Source organism: Paenibacillus wuxiensis, assembly GCF_040195695.1.
Taxonomy (GTDB): domain Bacteria; phylum Bacillota; class Bacilli; order Paenibacillales; family Paenibacillaceae; genus Paenibacillus_B; species Paenibacillus_B suaedae.
In genome coordinates this window covers 326,827-342,965 of sequence record NZ_JBEFZI010000002.1, presented here as the reverse complement: position 1 = coordinate 342,965, position 16,139 = coordinate 326,827, and the positions used below count along the sequence as shown (strand labels likewise).

Annotated in this window: 20 protein-coding genes; 13 read left to right on the top strand and 7 right to left on the bottom strand. The window is 43.2% G+C overall.

Going from position 1 to position 16,139, the window contains the following annotated elements:
* Window positions 1-4 precede the first annotated feature (4 nt).
* The gene (locus ABN764_RS04925; protein ID WP_446671128.1) at window positions 5-637 is read right to left on the bottom strand and encodes a GNAT family N-acetyltransferase; all 633 of its coding nucleotides are present in this window, start codon (window positions 635-637) and stop codon (window positions 5-7) included.
* A complete protein-coding gene (locus tag ABN764_RS04920) occupies window positions 612-1,424 on the bottom strand; it encodes a helix-turn-helix domain-containing protein (RefSeq protein ID WP_446671127.1) in 813 nt (270 codons plus the stop codon). The genes ABN764_RS04925 and ABN764_RS04920 overlap by 26 nt, the downstream gene beginning before the upstream one ends.
* Before the next feature lie 377 nt (window positions 1,425-1,801).
* On the opposite strand from ABN764_RS04920, the gene ABN764_RS04915 reads away from it, so the two are divergent.
* The 6 genes from ABN764_RS04915 to ABN764_RS04890 all read left to right on the top strand — a co-directional run bounded on the left by ABN764_RS04915 (window position 1,802) and on the right by ABN764_RS04890 (window position 7,098).
* Window positions 1,802-2,476, top strand: coding sequence for a hypothetical protein (locus ABN764_RS04915; RefSeq protein ID WP_446671126.1), 675 nt, complete (start codon window positions 1,802-1,804; stop codon window positions 2,474-2,476).
* A gap of 60 nt (window positions 2,477-2,536) precedes the next feature.
* Window positions 2,537-2,896, top strand: coding sequence for an immunity protein PIM1 family protein (locus ABN764_RS04910; RefSeq protein WP_446671125.1), 360 nt, complete (start codon window positions 2,537-2,539; stop codon window positions 2,894-2,896).
* Between the two features lie 51 nt (window positions 2,897-2,947).
* Window positions 2,948-4,243, top strand: a complete 1,296-nt coding sequence (locus ABN764_RS04905) for a DUF1963 domain-containing protein (RefSeq protein ID WP_446671124.1) — start codon at window positions 2,948-2,950, stop codon at window positions 4,241-4,243.
* Between the two features lie 49 nt (window positions 4,244-4,292).
* Complete coding sequence (locus tag ABN764_RS04900) at window positions 4,293-5,960, top strand: DUF6138 family protein (RefSeq protein WP_446671123.1); 1,668 nt, start codon at window positions 4,293-4,295, stop codon at window positions 5,958-5,960.
* Window positions 5,961-6,076: 116 nt separating this feature from the next.
* On the top strand, window positions 6,077-6,517 hold the full coding sequence (locus ABN764_RS04895) for a DMP19 family protein (RefSeq protein ID WP_021262872.1): 441 nt from the start codon (window positions 6,077-6,079) through the stop codon (window positions 6,515-6,517).
* A gap of 17 nt (window positions 6,518-6,534) precedes the next feature.
* Window positions 6,535-7,098, top strand: a complete 564-nt coding sequence (locus tag ABN764_RS04890) for an SMI1/KNR4 family protein (RefSeq protein ID WP_446671122.1) — start codon at window positions 6,535-6,537, stop codon at window positions 7,096-7,098.
* Between the two features lie 137 nt (window positions 7,099-7,235).
* Here the strand turns inward: ABN764_RS04890 and ABN764_RS04885 are convergent, their stop codons facing one another.
* Genes ABN764_RS04885 through ABN764_RS04875 form a run of 3 tightly spaced genes read right to left on the bottom strand, consistent with a single transcriptional unit; the run spans window position 7,236 to window position 9,550 of the window.
* Window positions 7,236-8,618 carry an SMI1/KNR4 family protein gene (locus ABN764_RS04885; protein ID WP_446671121.1) on the bottom strand — a complete coding sequence of 461 codons (1,383 nt, stop codon included), beginning with the start codon at window positions 8,616-8,618 and terminating at the stop codon, window positions 7,236-7,238.
* 36 nt (window positions 8,619-8,654) lie between these two features.
* Window positions 8,655-9,116, bottom strand: a complete 462-nt coding sequence (locus tag ABN764_RS04880; RefSeq protein ID WP_446671120.1) for a hypothetical protein — start codon at window positions 9,114-9,116, stop codon at window positions 8,655-8,657.
* Window positions 9,113-9,550, bottom strand: coding sequence for a MarR family winged helix-turn-helix transcriptional regulator (locus ABN764_RS04875; protein WP_446671119.1), 438 nt, complete (start codon window positions 9,548-9,550; stop codon window positions 9,113-9,115). Before ABN764_RS04875 ends, ABN764_RS04880 begins: the two co-directional genes overlap by 4 nt.
* 230 nt (window positions 9,551-9,780) lie before the next feature.
* Here ABN764_RS04875 and ABN764_RS04870 point away from each other — a divergent pair, with 230 nt between their 5' ends.
* On the top strand, window positions 9,781-10,419 hold the full coding sequence (locus ABN764_RS04870) for a nitroreductase family protein (protein WP_446671118.1): 639 nt from the start codon (window positions 9,781-9,783) through the stop codon (window positions 10,417-10,419).
* A gap of 48 nt (window positions 10,420-10,467) precedes the next feature.
* The gene (locus ABN764_RS04865) at window positions 10,468-10,764 is read left to right on the top strand and encodes a putative quinol monooxygenase (protein ID WP_446671117.1); all 297 of its coding nucleotides are present in this window, start codon (window positions 10,468-10,470) and stop codon (window positions 10,762-10,764) included.
* Window positions 10,765-10,948: 184 nt separating this feature from the next.
* Here ABN764_RS04865 and ABN764_RS04860 read toward each other — a convergent pair whose 3' ends face one another.
* On the bottom strand, window positions 10,949-11,512 hold the full coding sequence (locus ABN764_RS04860) for an SMI1/KNR4 family protein (RefSeq protein WP_446671116.1): 564 nt from the start codon (window positions 11,510-11,512) through the stop codon (window positions 10,949-10,951).
* Window positions 11,513-11,547: 35 nt separating this feature from the next.
* Window positions 11,548-11,985, bottom strand: coding sequence for an Lrp/AsnC family transcriptional regulator (locus tag ABN764_RS04855; protein ID WP_446671115.1), 438 nt, complete (start codon window positions 11,983-11,985; stop codon window positions 11,548-11,550).
* Window positions 11,986-12,125: 140 nt separating this feature from the next.
* On the opposite strand from ABN764_RS04855, the gene ABN764_RS04850 reads away from it, so the two are divergent.
* The 5 genes from ABN764_RS04850 (at window position 12,126) to ABN764_RS04830 (ending at window position 16,082) form a co-directional block, all read left to right on the top strand.
* Window positions 12,126-12,707, top strand: coding sequence for a DJ-1/PfpI family protein (locus ABN764_RS04850; protein ID WP_446671114.1), 582 nt, complete (start codon window positions 12,126-12,128; stop codon window positions 12,705-12,707).
* Between the two features lie 158 nt (window positions 12,708-12,865).
* Window positions 12,866-13,633 (top strand): GNAT family N-acetyltransferase, encoded by a 768-nt coding sequence (locus ABN764_RS04845; protein WP_446671113.1) that lies wholly within the window; start codon window positions 12,866-12,868, stop codon window positions 13,631-13,633.
* Between the two features lie 33 nt (window positions 13,634-13,666).
* Complete coding sequence (locus ABN764_RS04840) at window positions 13,667-14,038, top strand: hypothetical protein (protein ID WP_446671112.1); 372 nt, start codon at window positions 13,667-13,669, stop codon at window positions 14,036-14,038.
* Window positions 14,039-14,263: 225 nt separating this feature from the next.
* Window positions 14,264-14,827, top strand: a complete 564-nt coding sequence (locus ABN764_RS04835; protein ID WP_446671111.1) for a sigma-70 family RNA polymerase sigma factor — start codon at window positions 14,264-14,266, stop codon at window positions 14,825-14,827.
* A complete protein-coding gene (locus ABN764_RS04830) occupies window positions 14,793-16,082 on the top strand; it encodes a DUF4179 domain-containing protein (RefSeq protein ID WP_446671110.1) in 1,290 nt (429 codons plus the stop codon). The genes ABN764_RS04835 and ABN764_RS04830 overlap by 35 nt, the downstream gene beginning before the upstream one ends.
* Window positions 16,083-16,139: the final 57 nt, after the last annotated feature.

The window sequence follows — 16,139 nt, the reverse complement described above, 5'->3', positions numbered from 1 at the left end:
CCCTCTATGATTTCAATTTTCGGGTCATATAATGCCATGTTCCTTCATTGAAGAAGAAGTGACGCAGAATACTATATTCTTGTATATGGGTAGAGAAGGATAACTGCTCATACAGCTGTTTTGCCCGTGGATTCGTACCTGCGACATGCAAGCTTAGTATGCTCAGGCTTGGTTCTGCTAGCGCAAACTGCTGCACCCATTCCAACAGCAATCTTCCAATTCCCTTGCTTCGATGATCGGGGTGGACAGCCACGTCAGCAATATAACATTCCTCAGCTAACGGCTTATGCTCTAGTAGGGACAATCCGATTACCAGTTTAAGAAAGGCCCATTTTCCAATGAAATGATAATCCTTCCTCGAGGGAAGGTTTCCCGTTGCCTGTTGAATTTCTGCATTTGCACTCCATTTGATCGATAGAGTTCCGATCACTTCTCCCGCTTGCAGCGCAACAACTCTCAAGCTTGCTGGTTCAGCAGGAAAGGAGTCCAGCATTTTCTCGAAAAAAAGAGCAAGATTCTCCTCACTCAAGTTCGTAAGGTGTTGGAATTTCCCGCGGAACCCGTGGACGAGTAAACGTCCGACTTTGGCATTGTATTTGGGCTGCATCGGTTCAATCGTTATCCGCGCCACAGACATGATCATAGCCTCCTTCAGATTTGGCAACCGGCTCTATTAACGTTTGCAGCTCGTAGTGAAGCTTGTTGTTGCTGAACAGAGACAAATACGATTTCTCAATAACGATCAAAGGTCCCCATACAACATAAGATTGCGCAGCAGCATATTCATAGAACTGTTCTACGACTTGATCTAGCTCTTCGACTTCTTGAATGGCGCACTGCATCGACAGGTAATCTCCCTCCGGCACAGAAAAATCGCCAGGTGCTTGCGTTTCCAGACACAAGGTGCTCAGACTTGAACCATCATCGATGTAGTGGATATCCATCTCGAATAAGTCCGGAATATGTTTCTGCTGCTCTACCAATTGTTTGGCCGTAAGCTTTGTCTGGGGATACATCTCAATCCACCGTGTGAAATGCCTAGGTTCTCGCCGCTTGACTTGATAGGTGCTATTCGAGTTCATTATGTTCTGCTGTTCGTGCAGCACTTTTTGAATGAACTGTTGGAGATCCCTAAGACGCTGTAATTCCGCTTCTATATCTCGTAGGGAGGATTGAAGCAGCTGTCGGTATTGGGCTCCAGAATAAGAGGTCATGCATTCCTTAATGGATGAGACAGGCACCTCCAACTTGCGAAGCAGCAGAATTTGCGCCAGCTGGTATACTTGCTCCATATCGTACATGCGATACTGGTTGTTATCTGTGTAGCTCGGTTGAAGTACGCCTTTCTCTTCAAAGTACCGGATTTGATGAACGGATACATTCATCAGCTTCGCTAATTCACTAATTGTAATTTCACTTTTCATCACGTCCACTCCTAGGGGGGAAACTTGGAATATCTCAACGATACACCTTAGGTCTGACCTAAGGTCAAGTGTTTGTTGCACATTCATTTTATAAATAGAAGGGAATGTGCCTTTTGATCTAATGGCTGCAACAATATTTACAAGGAACAAAGACGCAAACAAGTAGGACTAATGTATCGTTCCCTAAATACTAGTGGGCTGTAAGGTTGATTGCTATCTTCCTTACCCCGTATACTATCCATAATCAGGAATGGAGTCCCTTCCTTCTACTTGATCTATCAAAGGAACATAGGACTCCGATCTCCTGATATTTATTTGTATTTTGCATGAAAATGACGGGATTGTTACTATGGATTAGCGAGAAGGGAAATGTACAGATGGATAAACAGTCATACGCGAGATATTTACTTCAGCTTATGGATGAAGAAGTAGAATCCGATGATGCAGTCATTGAAGATAACGAGCTGTATGGATATTTTCAAATGTATATGCCAAGCGGTGAAGGGGTGGAGGCTACCTTTGCACCGCTGCAAGATGGAGACGCCTATTTACAGCGGATTGTACCGATGTATGACGTCCTCGATCCCGCGGATTTTGGCGGAGACACGGTGCCAGGCTATTTTAACAGTAAAGTTGCAGCTGTACCTGAAGAGGTGCTGAGAGGACATGGCGAGCAGCTTATTAAAGGGCTGAAGGAGCTGCTTCAAGAGTTTGAACAAATTGAGGGTGCGGCAGATGCAGCGTCATACCTTTCTGGAATCAAAGAAATTCAAATCCTGCCGCATGGGAAAATAAACAAGATCCGCCAATCACACGATTCTGATGTTTATGATGCGCTGTTTGAAGTTATCAGTGCACACAAGGATTACGATGCACCGATTGAAATTCTGGATGAAGCCTATTACTCGATGGCCTGCGATTATTGGATCTCTTATTATTTGCAGTGGCACCGCTACGGACTTAAGGGCGACCCATTCGCACCTTATTTCGAGCTGTATAGGCTCGGATATTCCGCAATCTTCTCAGAGCACAAATTGCTCATCGGCTCGTAAGAAGTTGTATGCTGATGCGTTGAACGAGAGACAAATAGAGATGAAAGAGGCGATAGTGCTTTGATAACACCAAATGAAATCTTAACTATGATTCGTGCTGACGGTTTCTTCGAACGTGTTTTTGAAAAAGAAGGGGACTGGGACGCACAATTAGACGCTAGAGAATCAACTGCATTCGATGCGGCATGGAACTCTAGCTACGAAACCATACATAAGAAAGACCCCACTGAAAATGCGACAATTCGAGATATTAGAGAATATGCATTCAAGCAAACGTTTCGGCTCACGCAAAATTCCGAGCTGGCTAGTTATGTGTCTGACGACCTCGGTCTCATTGCTAAGGCTTTCGATAGCAAGCTCGCCAATGCATTTGTTAGTAGACTCTGGAATTCCTATCTTCAAGGGCAGTTTCCGAAATGAATCGGTTCGAGATCGATGAATAATAGAACAACATGTGGAGGGTACTCAACTATGGCAGAACGCATTCCATGCAAAACGGAAGGCTGCAGCTCGACGATCCTGCCGGCTACGGCGGCTAAAACAGGCGGTATCTGCATGCCCTGCCAACAGGAACAGGTACGTCAGGAACAGCAAGCGTATATTGAGCAGCATCGTAAAACGGTGAATTTATATGAAGGCTTAACGAACCCAGTAGACATTTTGAAGGTTATGCATACACAAAGAACGTATAGCCCGCTAATTCAATATGTCGATTACCCGCATAGCAAGGAACACATCTATGTATCCTTGACGGCTGCTGAGGCGGAGCAAATGCTGAAGTTTACGGTGGAGCTACTGGATGCAGGGAATGAGGATGAAGCGGAACAAATTCTACTATCTCTCGTATGTTACCGGAATGATGATATTTCAAAAGTTATGCCCAAGCTTATAGAGCGTGACATGTATTATCCCTCGATCTTATTTAAGGATGCGCCGCCTGAAATCCGGGAGCGACTCCTCCAGCAAGTAGAATGGGACGACGACAACCGCAATCATATTCTGATCATACTGAGCTGGATCGGTGACGCTGAGGTTGTGAGACAATTTGAGGAATGGCGGCTGCATCCGCCGAAATGGGCGGGACAGTTATTCGTCAATCCCGACGTGTATGCTCTAGAGGGGGGCTGGGAGCTTGCATCGAACGGAAAAAAACGAGATTTGATCAGTGAGCGATGCTATGCGATTCGGTTAACGGAGGAACAGCCGATACTTTCAGTAGCAGAAACTTCTGCTGCGCACTTCCTACAGACGAGCAATTCCAATTGTCCATGGTGCATGAGGAAGCTCACTATCTTGATGGACGCGGACACCACTCATCCATCCTTGGCGTATCTCGGCCTGCCGATGGAACGCCTGCAAGTGGCAACATGCGAACACTGTGGAGGCTTCAGCACGATTTACATGGAGCTCGATCAACAGGGAGAACCGGTCTGGAGCCGGTTTAATCAGAAGCCCGATTATTTGCCTAATTGGGATGACGAGGACAGCAACGTTGCTGTTGAAGAAATTAAGCTTACTCTATCATCCGAGCCGCACTCTCCGTACTATGCTGCGACTTGGACATTAACACAGCAAGATTCGCAAATCGGAGGCCACCCAAGCTGGGTGCAGGATGCAGACTACCCGCATTGCCCTTGCTGCGCTCAAAGAATGCGGTTTATCGGTCAGCTGGACTGGGCTGATTTCGACAAGTATGGTGAAGGCATTTTCTATATGTTTATTTGTACAGAGGATAGGATGACGGCTACATTATATCAGCAGAGCTGATTCATAGATGCTGAAAGCATATTCACTTTTTAATCAGGAGGAGACACCGTTGAATCACGCTGTAGAAGCTTTTCTGAATGATGTGTGGGAGGAAGTCACATCGATTTACGCAAAAGAAAGCAAAAGGATAAGCGAGTTTAAGGATAAAAGAAGTTTACAGGCTGGAGTCAAGAATTATCTTCGGGTCGCATGGAGAAAAGGCAAGTTTACATGGGCAAATGGAAACATCCATATCGATATCTACGAGCCATTATCTTGGAGCGACAGCTCGTATAAGGTGGAAGCTGGCGCCTACATAACAGAGTTGACCAATGAACTGCTCATTGAGGAATTCTTTCCTGCCTTGTGCGAACGAGTAGAGCGACTGTTCCTCTCTGAGGAGCTGGGAGCGCGTTTCTTTGATTACAAGTTTGAGGTTCTATTGGATTTTGAATGGGAAAATTCAATGTTATCGCGTAATCAACAGTTCATCAATGAGCCAAAGCTAAATCAACTGAAACAGACCCTAGAGCAATTTATTCAAACTAAGGTATTATCTGATCCACCAGTACAACCAGCAGTAGATGACTATTTCTTTTTTGCCAAACATTTGGTCAATCCTGATCTAATGAAACAGGAAGTAGCAGATATCGAGCCGTTGATCCGACGACTCAATGACAAGCTGAAGGAGAACCACGAACGCAAAAAAGAATGGATCAGCCGATATACTTATTCCTTCAAACGTTGGGCGGAGGATCACTTTTTACCGCAGCATTTTAACCAAACCGGTTATTATCGAAACGAATGGGTGTTGAAGGAGGAAGTGATTCCTTCTTCCGTAGATGCAGGAGAATTGGAGTTCTTTATTTATGCAGCCGTACAGATTGGATTCACTGAGCCGGATAATCGGCTGAAATATCTGGGACTTGCGGCGCAATTGGGTTCAAAGCGGGCAGCAGATTATTTGAAAATAGGCAGCGGTAAATTTGAGAGCACCTATCGGGGAGAGAAAGTAGAGGCCCACAACAATGACGTGACGAAGACGATCGTCATTCGGATTCTCTCTGAAGAGGAGGCAGCTTACGGTGAAGCGCTCGATTATATCATTGATCTGTTGCGGCGGGATTTCCCTAAAGAATATAACCTTAAGCTGAAAAGCAGCCAAAAGCATGTGCTTCCGTATAAAAAGCTGGCGAAGTCCAAGCTGCATCGATTTTTTGCCAATGCACTCAGCTATCCGGCATTGTTCCCCAAAGTTGCAGAATATGCGGAGACGGCAATGGAGGAGTTCGCATGGTACAGCGATGTGGAGCCAAGTGAGAAATCGGCTATGCCGGGCACTTATGCCGTACTGGGCCTCGGCTTGTACAGTGAGGATTATTTCCCATTGGTATCCCGTTATATGGGCATGGTGGATACAGAGCACCAAATGGTACAGGATGGCTATCCGCAGGCATTTATCGAGGCGCATGGCGTCAAGGCAGAGCATATGTCGGTAATCGTATCCATGTTGCTGGGAGGCATTGACGAGGGGACGAAGGTCAAAAATCTGACTATCGACCGTCCTGAGCTTGCCGAGGCGCTTATCGAAGCATTGAAAGACAAAGAGAATTACCAATGTGAGATGGTCGTGTGCCGAATCTTTGGAAGCGTGAAGAAGCTGGAGGGAGCGGCACGAAAAGCAGAGTCGCCGCTAAAAGAAAGACTAGAGCAGCTATTGACTCTCTCGAACTGTTAATTCTATTAAATATTAACCTAATAAATGATCAGGTAAGCAGCGACGTCCCATGTATAAATGAAGCGTATAAATGATGTTCTGATCTATAAGGTCTATACATTAAAGGGGGAAACAAAATGGAGAAGACGGATATCTGCGACATTTGGTTCGATTTTGCCTCTTCCTTTGTGGATAAGAAAAATGATTCAGGCTGGGATGCCTTGACTCCAGAGGAACAAGAGATCACTTCCTTGTGGCTGTTGGAAGTTGACTTATATAACGGCGGGTTTATTCAGTTTTTCTGCAATTGGGGAGAAGTGGCATATCTCCATGCAATTCGAGCGTTACAAGCGATTGGAGCGATTCATGCACTCGACATCATACAATCCGGATATGCCTGTATCGAACGTTTGTCAGAAGACAAGCGCCTTACAGAACTCTGGGATATTCCTCAGTTCCTTACTGAGGAAGAGATAGAGAGACTTGATAAGTTGGATAATCGATTTTGGGAAGATCCAGATAAAATCGCGGAAATCGCACATCGATACTACGTAGAGCAATTGGGAATACATACTTAATGAGAGGAAGCTATGCATTGGATAAACGGGACTATATCAAAAAAGGATTTGAAGCTTATTATCGCCGATATGACCAAGTAACGGAGGATGGATTTGGTAGATGGATGGGACCAGATGTTCCGGGTGAAATGAAGGCAACCGACTCTAATGAGGAGTGGTCGATATGGAGATTAGTTCCTTCTACCGTTACTGATGGCGACATTTGTGCGCTGGAAAAAGAATTCGGGCTGGACTTTCCGGAATGGTATCAAGCATTCATTTCAACCTATCATCACTATTTCGACATCGTGCCAGCACAACCGGTCGATGAGCCGTTACGCCGCATTCAAGATATGTATAATCCACTACTGTGCAAGTGGGGTTACCTTCCATTCTCCTGGGACTCCGAGTATGGTCACATATTATGCATGGATCTTACTGGTCCGGATGAGGAGCACTATGCAATCTATGAGATTGACCATGAAATATTATTTGATTTTGATGGAGAAAAGGCAGGGCGTGATCAACTGAAAGCGTCGATGAGATTTTTGTATCCTAATTTCAAATCGTTTTTTGACGATGCTTTTGAATTGAAAAAATAGTCCTTTATTTTTTTCTGCCAGAAGGAAATATTCTTGTTCCCGCTGTATACTGAATCTCCCATTACTAAAAAAAGAAGAAGAGCCCTCGTCCGAACGTGGGCTCTTCTGATTGGTTGCTTGATGCTTGGTCGGTCTTGTTAGGCTTCTTGCAGCTGCTGAACTAGTTTCTCAATCGATTGCTCAGTAAACCGAAGGTGTCCATTAACCTGCACAATCTGTCCTTCCTTTTTGCGGCGATCCAGCCAATCCGAAATAAAGGATGGGGCGTAGCCGCCTTGACCGAACTCGCCGCCGAAGGCGATCATTTTCTCATAGATTCCCAGATACTGCTCGCGGCTGGTCTCTGGATATGACTTTGTATATAACCAAAACTGCAAATCATACATCAAATACGAACGTTCATCCGCATGAAAGGAAAAATGGCCTTTCGCTTCTACAATCTGTGTACAGATCCGGCGGATCCTCTGTTCAATCTGATCCACTTCGATTACATTAGCGCATAACTCCTCCAACAACGGAGAAAATTTGCCATGAGCTACCCTATGAAGATCTTCTAGCTTATCCTCCTCAGAAGTATCATACTCCTCTGCGCTTACTAGACCTCTAATAAACGCTTCGAAATTATCGGCCAGGAACGTAATTTCATAATCGTCCTCCTGATCGACATGAATGACTTCCGGTTCGCCATCTCTTCCGCAGGCTCGGTAGTCCAGCATGACTAAATCATGGCCTGCTGAAGGACAATCGCAGATCACGACGCCAATGTCAGGGTATCCCCAATCCTCAATCATGAACTGACTGCCGAGATCCCCGCAGAGCGAATAGCTCTTCTCACGGCCAATACCCAGAATTCCTGTGATTGCGATATGATCCTCTGCCCAAGAAGTAGCGTCCTCAGTCGGGAAACAGGTGTTATTCGGAACCCCACCATTACGCTGCTTCATCAGTGTGATATAGGAGGAGGGGAGCTTGTATCCCAATTCTTCCTCAATTGAGGCGATCAGCTCATCTGTAGGCGGCTCGGATTGATAAGTTTCTCTCGCATACTCGCGATCATCCCAAAAATCATCAAAAGACATATCCGAAAAAGGCTCTACTACTGCCGATCCACTCGCTTTCAAGGCTGCTTCTTTCTTAGCTGCAATTCGGCGTTCTTGTCTTTGTTGTTTCTCCGCTTTTTGAACACTTAACTGCAATAAGAATTCGATATGCTGATCACCAGGCTCTAACCGTTCAGCGGTACGCAATGCCTGAACGGCTTCCTCATAGCGCATTACATGATAAAGAGCAAAACCTACCCGGTAGTGCCACCGCGGATCGTGCTGCCCCGCTTCAGCAATGCTATTAGAATGATGGAGTGCTTCTTCATAGAGTTCCAAGTTATTATAAGCTCTGGCCAGTCGACTAATCGTTTCATAATCCCGTTCGTTCTCGGGTATGGCTAACAGTGTATCCACAATTCGTTGGTGTTCATCATCTTCATGCCACTGATTCAATTGATCCATAAGTACTTGGTTCATCGCTGCCTCCATGAATTTAATAGATTGTATTTCATTTTATACCGACGTCAGCCAAGCAGTACCACCACCTGCAATCGCCAAGAGAGATCCAGCTGATATGATCCATATATGCTTTTTATCTAATTTCATCTCTCCAATGACCAGGGGTAGCAGCCATACAAAAGCAATGGGCGCGTAGGCACCCTGTACCGATCCCCATAGAACCAGCTTCTTGGCTTGCGCAAGGTAAGCATCGGTCGAATCTGGGTGCTCGAAAGCTAACATACCTCCGGTACGTATGATCCGATAGGTAATGATCGCATACAAAAATAAAATGGACAAGGTAAAAAAGACCGATAATGTAAACTTGATTTTATCCGGCGAGAACCTTTGTTTCGAGGAATGGGTGGGAGCCAGCCCGACTAGATAAAAGACAAAGCCTACAAAAACGACGCCACCTACAAACACACATTGGATCGTGTTCACGACGGCTCCCGCCATCAAAAGCAAAAATGTCATGACTTAGTTAATTTTTCTACGTTATGATCAAGTTTTTTCACTAACATCTGCAGCTGCTTTACCTCTTGCTCTGAAAACCCGCCAAACAATTCAGCGATAAATTGGTTTTTATCTACATCACAGTTCCTTAAAATGTCCTTGCCTGCCTCCGTAATCTGAACAATCACTTCACGATTATTCTGCTCATTGCGATTGCGGGTAACAAAGCCTTTTCCCTCAAGTATTTTTAAATGTCTTGTTATTGCAGCTTGATCGATCTTCATCTCTTGTTGTAAACCGATTTGAGAAAGCAAGCCCATTTCAAGTAATTTGTACAAGATTTCATATCTCGTTAAGCTAATGCCTAATCGTTTCTCAAAGTGCTGGGTGACATGTCTTTCCATATTTTTAAACATTAGAAATACTTGCTTCATTTCCTGGTGAGACACTTGCATTGTTTTTCCACCTCTATAGATGATTAATCAATCATTGATGCGTCAATTATAGAATACACAACCTCATTCTTCAAGGCGGACAGTAAGCAGTCAGCTGAGTTTATCTAAAGAAGTTCACTTGACTTAATGTTAGACCTGATATATATTGTTTGACATATCAATAGTTGACTAGTCAATTGTTGATTGATCAAAGGATTTACATTTATATAGAGTAAGGAGTAGATCACATCATGTCTAACACAACAAGAAACAATGATTTTCAAGAAATACTGGTAGGACGCCGCTCTATTCGCAAATATGACTCGTCCGTAAAAATAAGCAAAGAAGAAATGTCAGAAATGATTGAAGTTGCTACTCGTGCACCATCATCTGTCAATATGCAACCATGGCGTTTTCTAGTCATTGAGAGTGAAGAAGGAAAGGCAACATTAGTACCTCTTGCTCGTTTTAACCAACTGCAAGTTGAAACTTCTTCAGCAATGATTGCAGTATTCGGGGATTTGAATAGCTTTGAAAATGGGGAAGACATTTATAGCAAAGCAGTAGAATTAGGATATATGCCAACTGAAGTAAAAGAAAAACAGATGGCAGCATTAACAAACTACTATGCAAATCTGTCTCCAGAAGTAAACAAAGAAACCGTGCTAATTGACGGCGGACTCGTATCGATGCAGTTCATGCTAACAGCTCGTGCCCATGGATATGATACTTGTCCAATCGGAGGGTTTGAAAAAGATCAGATCGCTGAAGCTTTCGGTATGGATAAAGACCGCTATGTTCCGGTAATGCTCATTTCCATTGGAAAAGCAGATGGTGCAGGATACCAATCCGTACGTCTTCCTGTGGAGACAATAGCCGAGTGGAAATAAATTTTTATTTGAATAATGAATGAAAATAACAGGTAGAGAGGGATTCAAATGATTATTATTCATGCTGTTTCAAGTGTAAATCCAGAAAAAGAACAAGCTTACGTTGAAGAGATTCAATCTCTAGTGAAAGCTTCTAGAGCGGAAAGTGGAAACATTGCTTATGATTTCTATAAAAGCGTAGAAACAGAACATGTCTATATCATGGTGGAAGTATGGAAAGACCAAGAAGCGGTGGCAGCACACAATTCAAGTAAACATTTTACTTCTTTTGTTGCAAAGGCTAAAGCTTATTTAACAGCTCCGCTCGAAGTGAAAGTGTATAGTGGATCTGAAGCAATAGCGTAAAAGAATAGGACTATGATTTATAAAAAGATGACCTCTAAAGCCACCACGATATTGTGGAACTTAGAGGTCATTTTCCTTATAACGTCGTCCTGAAAAAGAAAACACACAGTCCAATATCGCTGGCGCTTCACCTTGACGTTCAAGCCTTCATTTGCGTAAAACAAATCGAATGGTCTTCCTGCAATCATTCATCATTACCGTAAAGTAAATCTTCAGCCGAGATTGTTCCCGTACATAGTTCTATGAAGGTTGAAGCAACTTGTGCGCTGTCCGCGTAGCCTAAATTTCCCGAGTGAGATACAAGAATGGGATATTCATTTTCTTCTGAGCTGCTGCGCATATCCCAAGCATAATGAATCCCGCAGCCATCCATAGCAAAGGGGATCGCCTCTGGCATGTACTCGGGAAATTCATAGGCCAGCATCATCGCTCGTAACTCATCAGCACTGAAAAACTGAAAATGCCGAACACCATTTCCGAATTCACCGCCATTGGAATAACGCAGTAAATCAAGATAAGCGGCGGGAAGACACTTGTTCGGAATAGACCATTTTGCCGGATCGAACGGGTGGTATAGCTTATGTAAAGGATCGGTTACGGGGAAGGGATTGCGCTGCCTTTCCCGTATTTCCGCAATCTCCTCTTCAGATAGAGGGTTGTTCCAATGACTAATAAAATGTTCCGCTTCTTGCTCCGTCAAACCGGGATATTTCTGGTAGCACACTTCGAATACAGACGCCCAATTCATCCGAGCGTTCCTCCTTTTGACCTGTTGATTATTTTTTATTCTTTACAAGTATAAGGGTCGATTACTTTTTGTTCATAAGAAGATAACACGATATTTGTTGAGGGCGTACCATATTGCATGGAATCATCAATAAATTGCTCTAAACTCTCTACAGAATACGTTGCTATTTTGACAATATAGCTAATTTCCCCTGCTACCCGGTGACACTCAAGTACATCTGGATGGTTACTGCAAAAGCTTGCTAACGATTTACAATCCTTCGATTCAAACAAAATAAGTGCAGAGATTGGACGGTTCATTTTTTTTAGAGAAACGCGTGCATGGTAACCTTCAATAATTTGTTGCTCCTCTAACTTTCGTACTCGCTCAGTTACGGATGGAGAAGATAAATGAACAGCTTCTGCCAAATCTTTCATGGAAATTTTCGCATTCGACTGTAATATTCTCACGATGTTTTTATCAATTTGATCCATAACATATCCAACCTTTTTTTATAATATAGAATAACCAAAATAATTAATAAATTAAAGCCAAACAATAAAATATCCTTTTCTAGCCTGTTCATGAGTCTTCTATATTTTTATAAAATAAGGATATGGAGGGGATTTAGAACATGAAAAAGATATTATTATTATTAGCTAACGGATTTGAAGCAGTAGAAGCTAGTGTATTTACAGATGTGCTAGGTTGGAATAAGTGGGAGGGAGATGGCTCAACTGAGGTCGTAACCGTAGGTCTTCGGAATAAATTAACCTGTACATGGAATTTTACTGTTATCCCTGAAAAAACGGTCAATGAAATTCAACTAGATGAGTTTGATGCACTCGCTATTCCAGGAGGATTTGAAGAAGCTGGATTTTACGAAGATGCCTTCAGTGCGCCATTTTTACATATCATTCAACATTTTTATTCCAATCAGAAACCGATTGCTAGTATCTGTGTTGCATCATTAGCACTTGGCAAAAGCGGTATTCTTAAAGAAAAAAAAGCGACCACATACAATCATTCAACGAGTAAACGAAAAGAGCAGTTAAAGAATTTCGGTGCAGATGTGCAACATGATTTAATTGTTCAGGATGGTAATATTATTACATCTTCAAATCCAGGTACAGCTTTTGCTGTTGCATTTCTATTACTCGAAAAACTAACGTCTAAAAAAAATGCGGAACATGTGAAGGATCTTATGGGATTTTGAATCATTCAGAAGCAAGTGAATGTGTAGAAAATAAATATAGAAGTATTCAACATAGTAAAAGCAAATCTTTTCATTTACAGTTTGGTATAGGGCTTCTTATATCTGGAAGCACATGCGAATGAGTAGAGAAAAGTCTAAAGAAAAGGGTAATGATCAAGATGCCAAATCAACAAAATCAAACACTCCAAACGACAAGCATGCCTAGATTTTCAGAGATGATTGCTGCCTTTTGGCAGGGGCAATTCGGAAACGGGGAAGTCCTTTATCACGATGAAGTCTTTACACTCACCATCAATCCTGACCTGAGCGATGACAACCGGGTTATGGTATTGGCAATGACCGACGGGAAGGTAATGGCGGTTCTGACGCCGGCAATGGCTGATAAGGCGGGCCTTACTCATCAAGCAGAACTGACGGAAGCCACCTTGAGACAAAAATTAAATGAAGCAGGGGTTACGCTGCATGGGGCAGATTATCTCTTCTATTTTACAGAAGCCGATAAGAACACATTGATGCAAGAAGCCGTGGACGGTGATTTGCGGCAATTGACAGAGCAAGACCATGCTGTATTTTTCGAATTCCAAGCCGCTGCCTTGGAACAAGACTTGGATGACGCTTATGTGGAATTGGATCACTGGGCTGTGTTTGGCTCGTTTGAGCATAACCGCTTAGTGAGTGCCGCCAGCATGTACCCATGGCTGAATTCGCATATAGCGGATACCGGAGTGCTCACGCTGAATGACTATCGAGGGAAAGGCCATGCCCGCAAAGTAGTGCGCTCCATTAGCAAGTTCGCTTACACACAAGGGTACGAACCCCAATACAGATGCCAGCTTGATAACTATGCGTCTACGTCCTTGGCTAAAGCCGCAGGTTTAACACTGTTTGGCAAGTGGGAAATCATTTCTCCTGACTCTGTGAACTGAATTATCCTTTAAAACGAACCTGTCAAATGTGCGTTGATCCTTAAACAGAAGGAGAGGATTATAACAGATAAACATCCGAGTAATTATGAACAGATTTTCAATGAAATTGAAAAATTGCCGTTGCTATTGAATGATGTAGATTATTACTCTTTAGTAAAGCGCGGATACGATTATCTAGTTATGCTGCATGATAGCGGCTTGGATGAAAAAATGGTATATAACCGCCTCTTAGCAACACATCAAAATTTAAAAAATGAGTGGCAACAAGACTTTATAGCAGAACTCTTAGATTTTGTTTGCGGTTTTATTGGGAACCAAGCGTATTATATTTGGCGGCATGATGGAGCATTTTCAAGGGAACTCTCATCCGTAAATGTAAAAACAGAAAGATCAAATCAAGATTAATCGAATCGATTCTCTGCGAATCGTACTTTTTGTTTAAAATCGGTTGTTCGTCAGAACGCCACGCGGCGCCAAGATAGTGCAGCAATCTACAGTGTAATCAAACGATTAATAGAGCCCTCATCTGTGTAACAAGGTGTGGGCTATTTGACGTTTATGTATAATTTTTTATATAAAATGAACTTTTCTGATCCCCGCGATCTCTTATCTATGAAAAGGGGAGTGAACATGAGAGTAAGCCATCTTGTCAAACAAGCCAAAAAAGGCAACAAAGAGGCATTATTACAGCTCATTATGGCCGATAAGGACGCTTATTACCGACTTGCCTATACCTACATGGGCAATGAGCATGATGCGATGGATGCAATGGAAGATATGATAGTCGCACTATATGAGAAGATTGAGCAATTGCAGAATAGCGAAGCGTTCTACAGTTGGAGCAAGACGATTCTCGTCAATCGCTGCAAAACATTACTTCGCAAAAAGGATCGGTTCGTACCACTGGAAGACGAGGAAGAGCCATCACTAGCTGCATTAACAGATGATAATCCTTATCGTGATACCGAGTCCGAATTGGACATGCAGGTGCTGCTATCCCATCTGAATGCACAGCAGCGGGAGGCGATCGAGCTTCGCTATGTTCATGATCTTCCGTATCAGACCATTGCCGATATGACCGGAGCGCCGCTTGGAACCATAAAATCGAGAATCTCACAGGGCATACAAAAACTAAAAGTGATGATCGGAGGTGATCGTTATGACAACGATCGAGGAGAAGTTACAGGAGCATAAAGAAACCTTGAATCAAATCCAGGCTCCGTCTGACCTTGAGGGCAGACTTCGAGATGCACTTCACAATGTTCCATCCAAAAAAAGAAACAAGAACAAAACTCGGGCATGGGTTGCATCGGCAGCGGCAGCAGTCATTCTCATTGTTGGCGTATACGAGTATCCAGCCTTAGCTTATTATGGAGTCAAGCTGTTTGGCGGCGTCAACTTCAACAGCATTGCGGATGTGATGAAGCAGGGAGTCGCACAAGAAGTAAACAAAAGCACAACGCTTAAGGATGGAACTGTCCTTACTATTAATGACGTAATTGCGGACGATAACGTATTCCGCATATATTACACGATTGATCGACCCGCGGGCACTGAGTATACGGACCACGACTTTGTACGGTATAGTTTTGAACATGTGAAAGGGTTCTTGACCGATTCCAGCCCAATTGAGGGGGGCGGAAGTCCCGGAAAAAATAAAAGCCAGTTCGTGGGAGATGCTGATTTCGAACCAGTCAGTCCATTTTCTCGTACATTAACCCTTACATTCACTGAGTGGCTGGACAATGGGGAGAAGATATCCTATCCCATCTCCTTCGATTTTGAAGCGAACAAAGCGATGAAGAGTATCATTAAAGAGGATATTTCCGAATCCATCGTTGTCGATAAAGGAACCATTCATTATGACTACATTACAGCTTCGCCTACTTCAACCATTGTTAAGGGACATTATGAGTTAGAGGAATACCCGAGATTTTCAGGCCAAACCAAGCTCTATGTGAATGGAAAAGAAGTTAGTTGGACTAGAGGAGGGGGAAGTAATCCAGACTTCGAACTGAAATTTGATCCATTCCCTACAGACAATATTCAGTCCATTGAGCTTGAACTCGTCAATTTTGAAGGATATCATAACATACAAGAGCCTATCTCGCTTGCATCACCATCCGATCGCTCCATTCAAATTGGAGATGAAAAGTTCTGGATTCGCAGCGTTACCAAAACGGCTACAGGTCATGATGTCGTCATTGCGAGAAAACAATTTACTTTCTTGAAGACGGACACATTGTCCATACAGGCTGGCAGTAAAGTTATTCCTGTATCGTCAATATCGAAAGAAAGACAATGGGATTTGAAGAACGGCAACATTCTGTGGGAACAGACGTATTCGTTTAATACAACCGATAAACCAGAATTCCTACTGGTGGACGGCTACCAATATATAAAAACCTATAAGAAGAAAATATCGATTCCTGTAGATAATAATAAATAAAATCACGCTGTACAGCGGTTCATAATCATACGTACACAAACCAAAATAGAGAAATAA

What these genes read in the sequence shown, in the direction of transcription:
- ABN764_RS04925 (WP_446671128.1), bottom strand. Translation starts at nt 637, where the DNA reads ATGTCTGTGGCGCGGATAACGATTGAACCGATGCAGCCCAAATACAAT.
- ABN764_RS04855 (WP_446671115.1), bottom strand. Translation starts at nt 11,985, where the DNA reads ATGGATCAAATTGATAAAAACATCGTGAGAATATTACAGTCGAATGCG.
- ABN764_RS04895 (WP_021262872.1), top strand. Translation starts at nt 6,077, where the DNA reads ATGGAGAAGACGGATATCTGCGACATTTGGTTCGATTTTGCCTCTTCC.
- ABN764_RS04860 (WP_446671116.1), bottom strand. Translation starts at nt 11,512, where the DNA reads ATGAATTGGGCGTCTGTATTCGAAGTGTGCTACCAGAAATATCCCGGT.
- ABN764_RS04870 (WP_446671118.1), top strand. Translation starts at nt 9,781, where the DNA reads ATGTCTAACACAACAAGAAACAATGATTTTCAAGAAATACTGGTAGGA.
- ABN764_RS04885 (WP_446671121.1), bottom strand. Translation starts at nt 8,618, where the DNA reads ATGAACCAAGTACTTATGGATCAATTGAATCAGTGGCATGAAGATGAT.
- ABN764_RS04835 (WP_446671111.1), top strand. Translation starts at nt 14,264, where the DNA reads ATGAGAGTAAGCCATCTTGTCAAACAAGCCAAAAAAGGCAACAAAGAG.
- ABN764_RS04915 (WP_446671126.1), top strand. Translation starts at nt 1,802, where the DNA reads ATGGATAAACAGTCATACGCGAGATATTTACTTCAGCTTATGGATGAA.
- ABN764_RS04830 (WP_446671110.1), top strand. Translation starts at nt 14,793, where the DNA reads ATGACAACGATCGAGGAGAAGTTACAGGAGCATAAAGAAACCTTGAAT.
- ABN764_RS04880 (WP_446671120.1), bottom strand. Translation starts at nt 9,116, where the DNA reads ATGACATTTTTGCTTTTGATGGCGGGAGCCGTCGTGAACACGATCCAA.
- ABN764_RS04865 (WP_446671117.1), top strand. Translation starts at nt 10,468, where the DNA reads ATGATTATTATTCATGCTGTTTCAAGTGTAAATCCAGAAAAAGAACAA.
- ABN764_RS04920 (WP_446671127.1), bottom strand. Translation starts at nt 1,424, where the DNA reads ATGAAAAGTGAAATTACAATTAGTGAATTAGCGAAGCTGATGAATGTA.
- ABN764_RS04875 (WP_446671119.1), bottom strand. Translation starts at nt 9,550, where the DNA reads ATGCAAGTGTCTCACCAGGAAATGAAGCAAGTATTTCTAATGTTTAAA.
- ABN764_RS04905 (WP_446671124.1), top strand. Translation starts at nt 2,948, where the DNA reads ATGGCAGAACGCATTCCATGCAAAACGGAAGGCTGCAGCTCGACGATC.
- ABN764_RS04850 (WP_446671114.1), top strand. Translation starts at nt 12,126, where the DNA reads ATGAAAAAGATATTATTATTATTAGCTAACGGATTTGAAGCAGTAGAA.
- ABN764_RS04845 (WP_446671113.1), top strand. Translation starts at nt 12,866, where the DNA reads ATGCCAAATCAACAAAATCAAACACTCCAAACGACAAGCATGCCTAGA.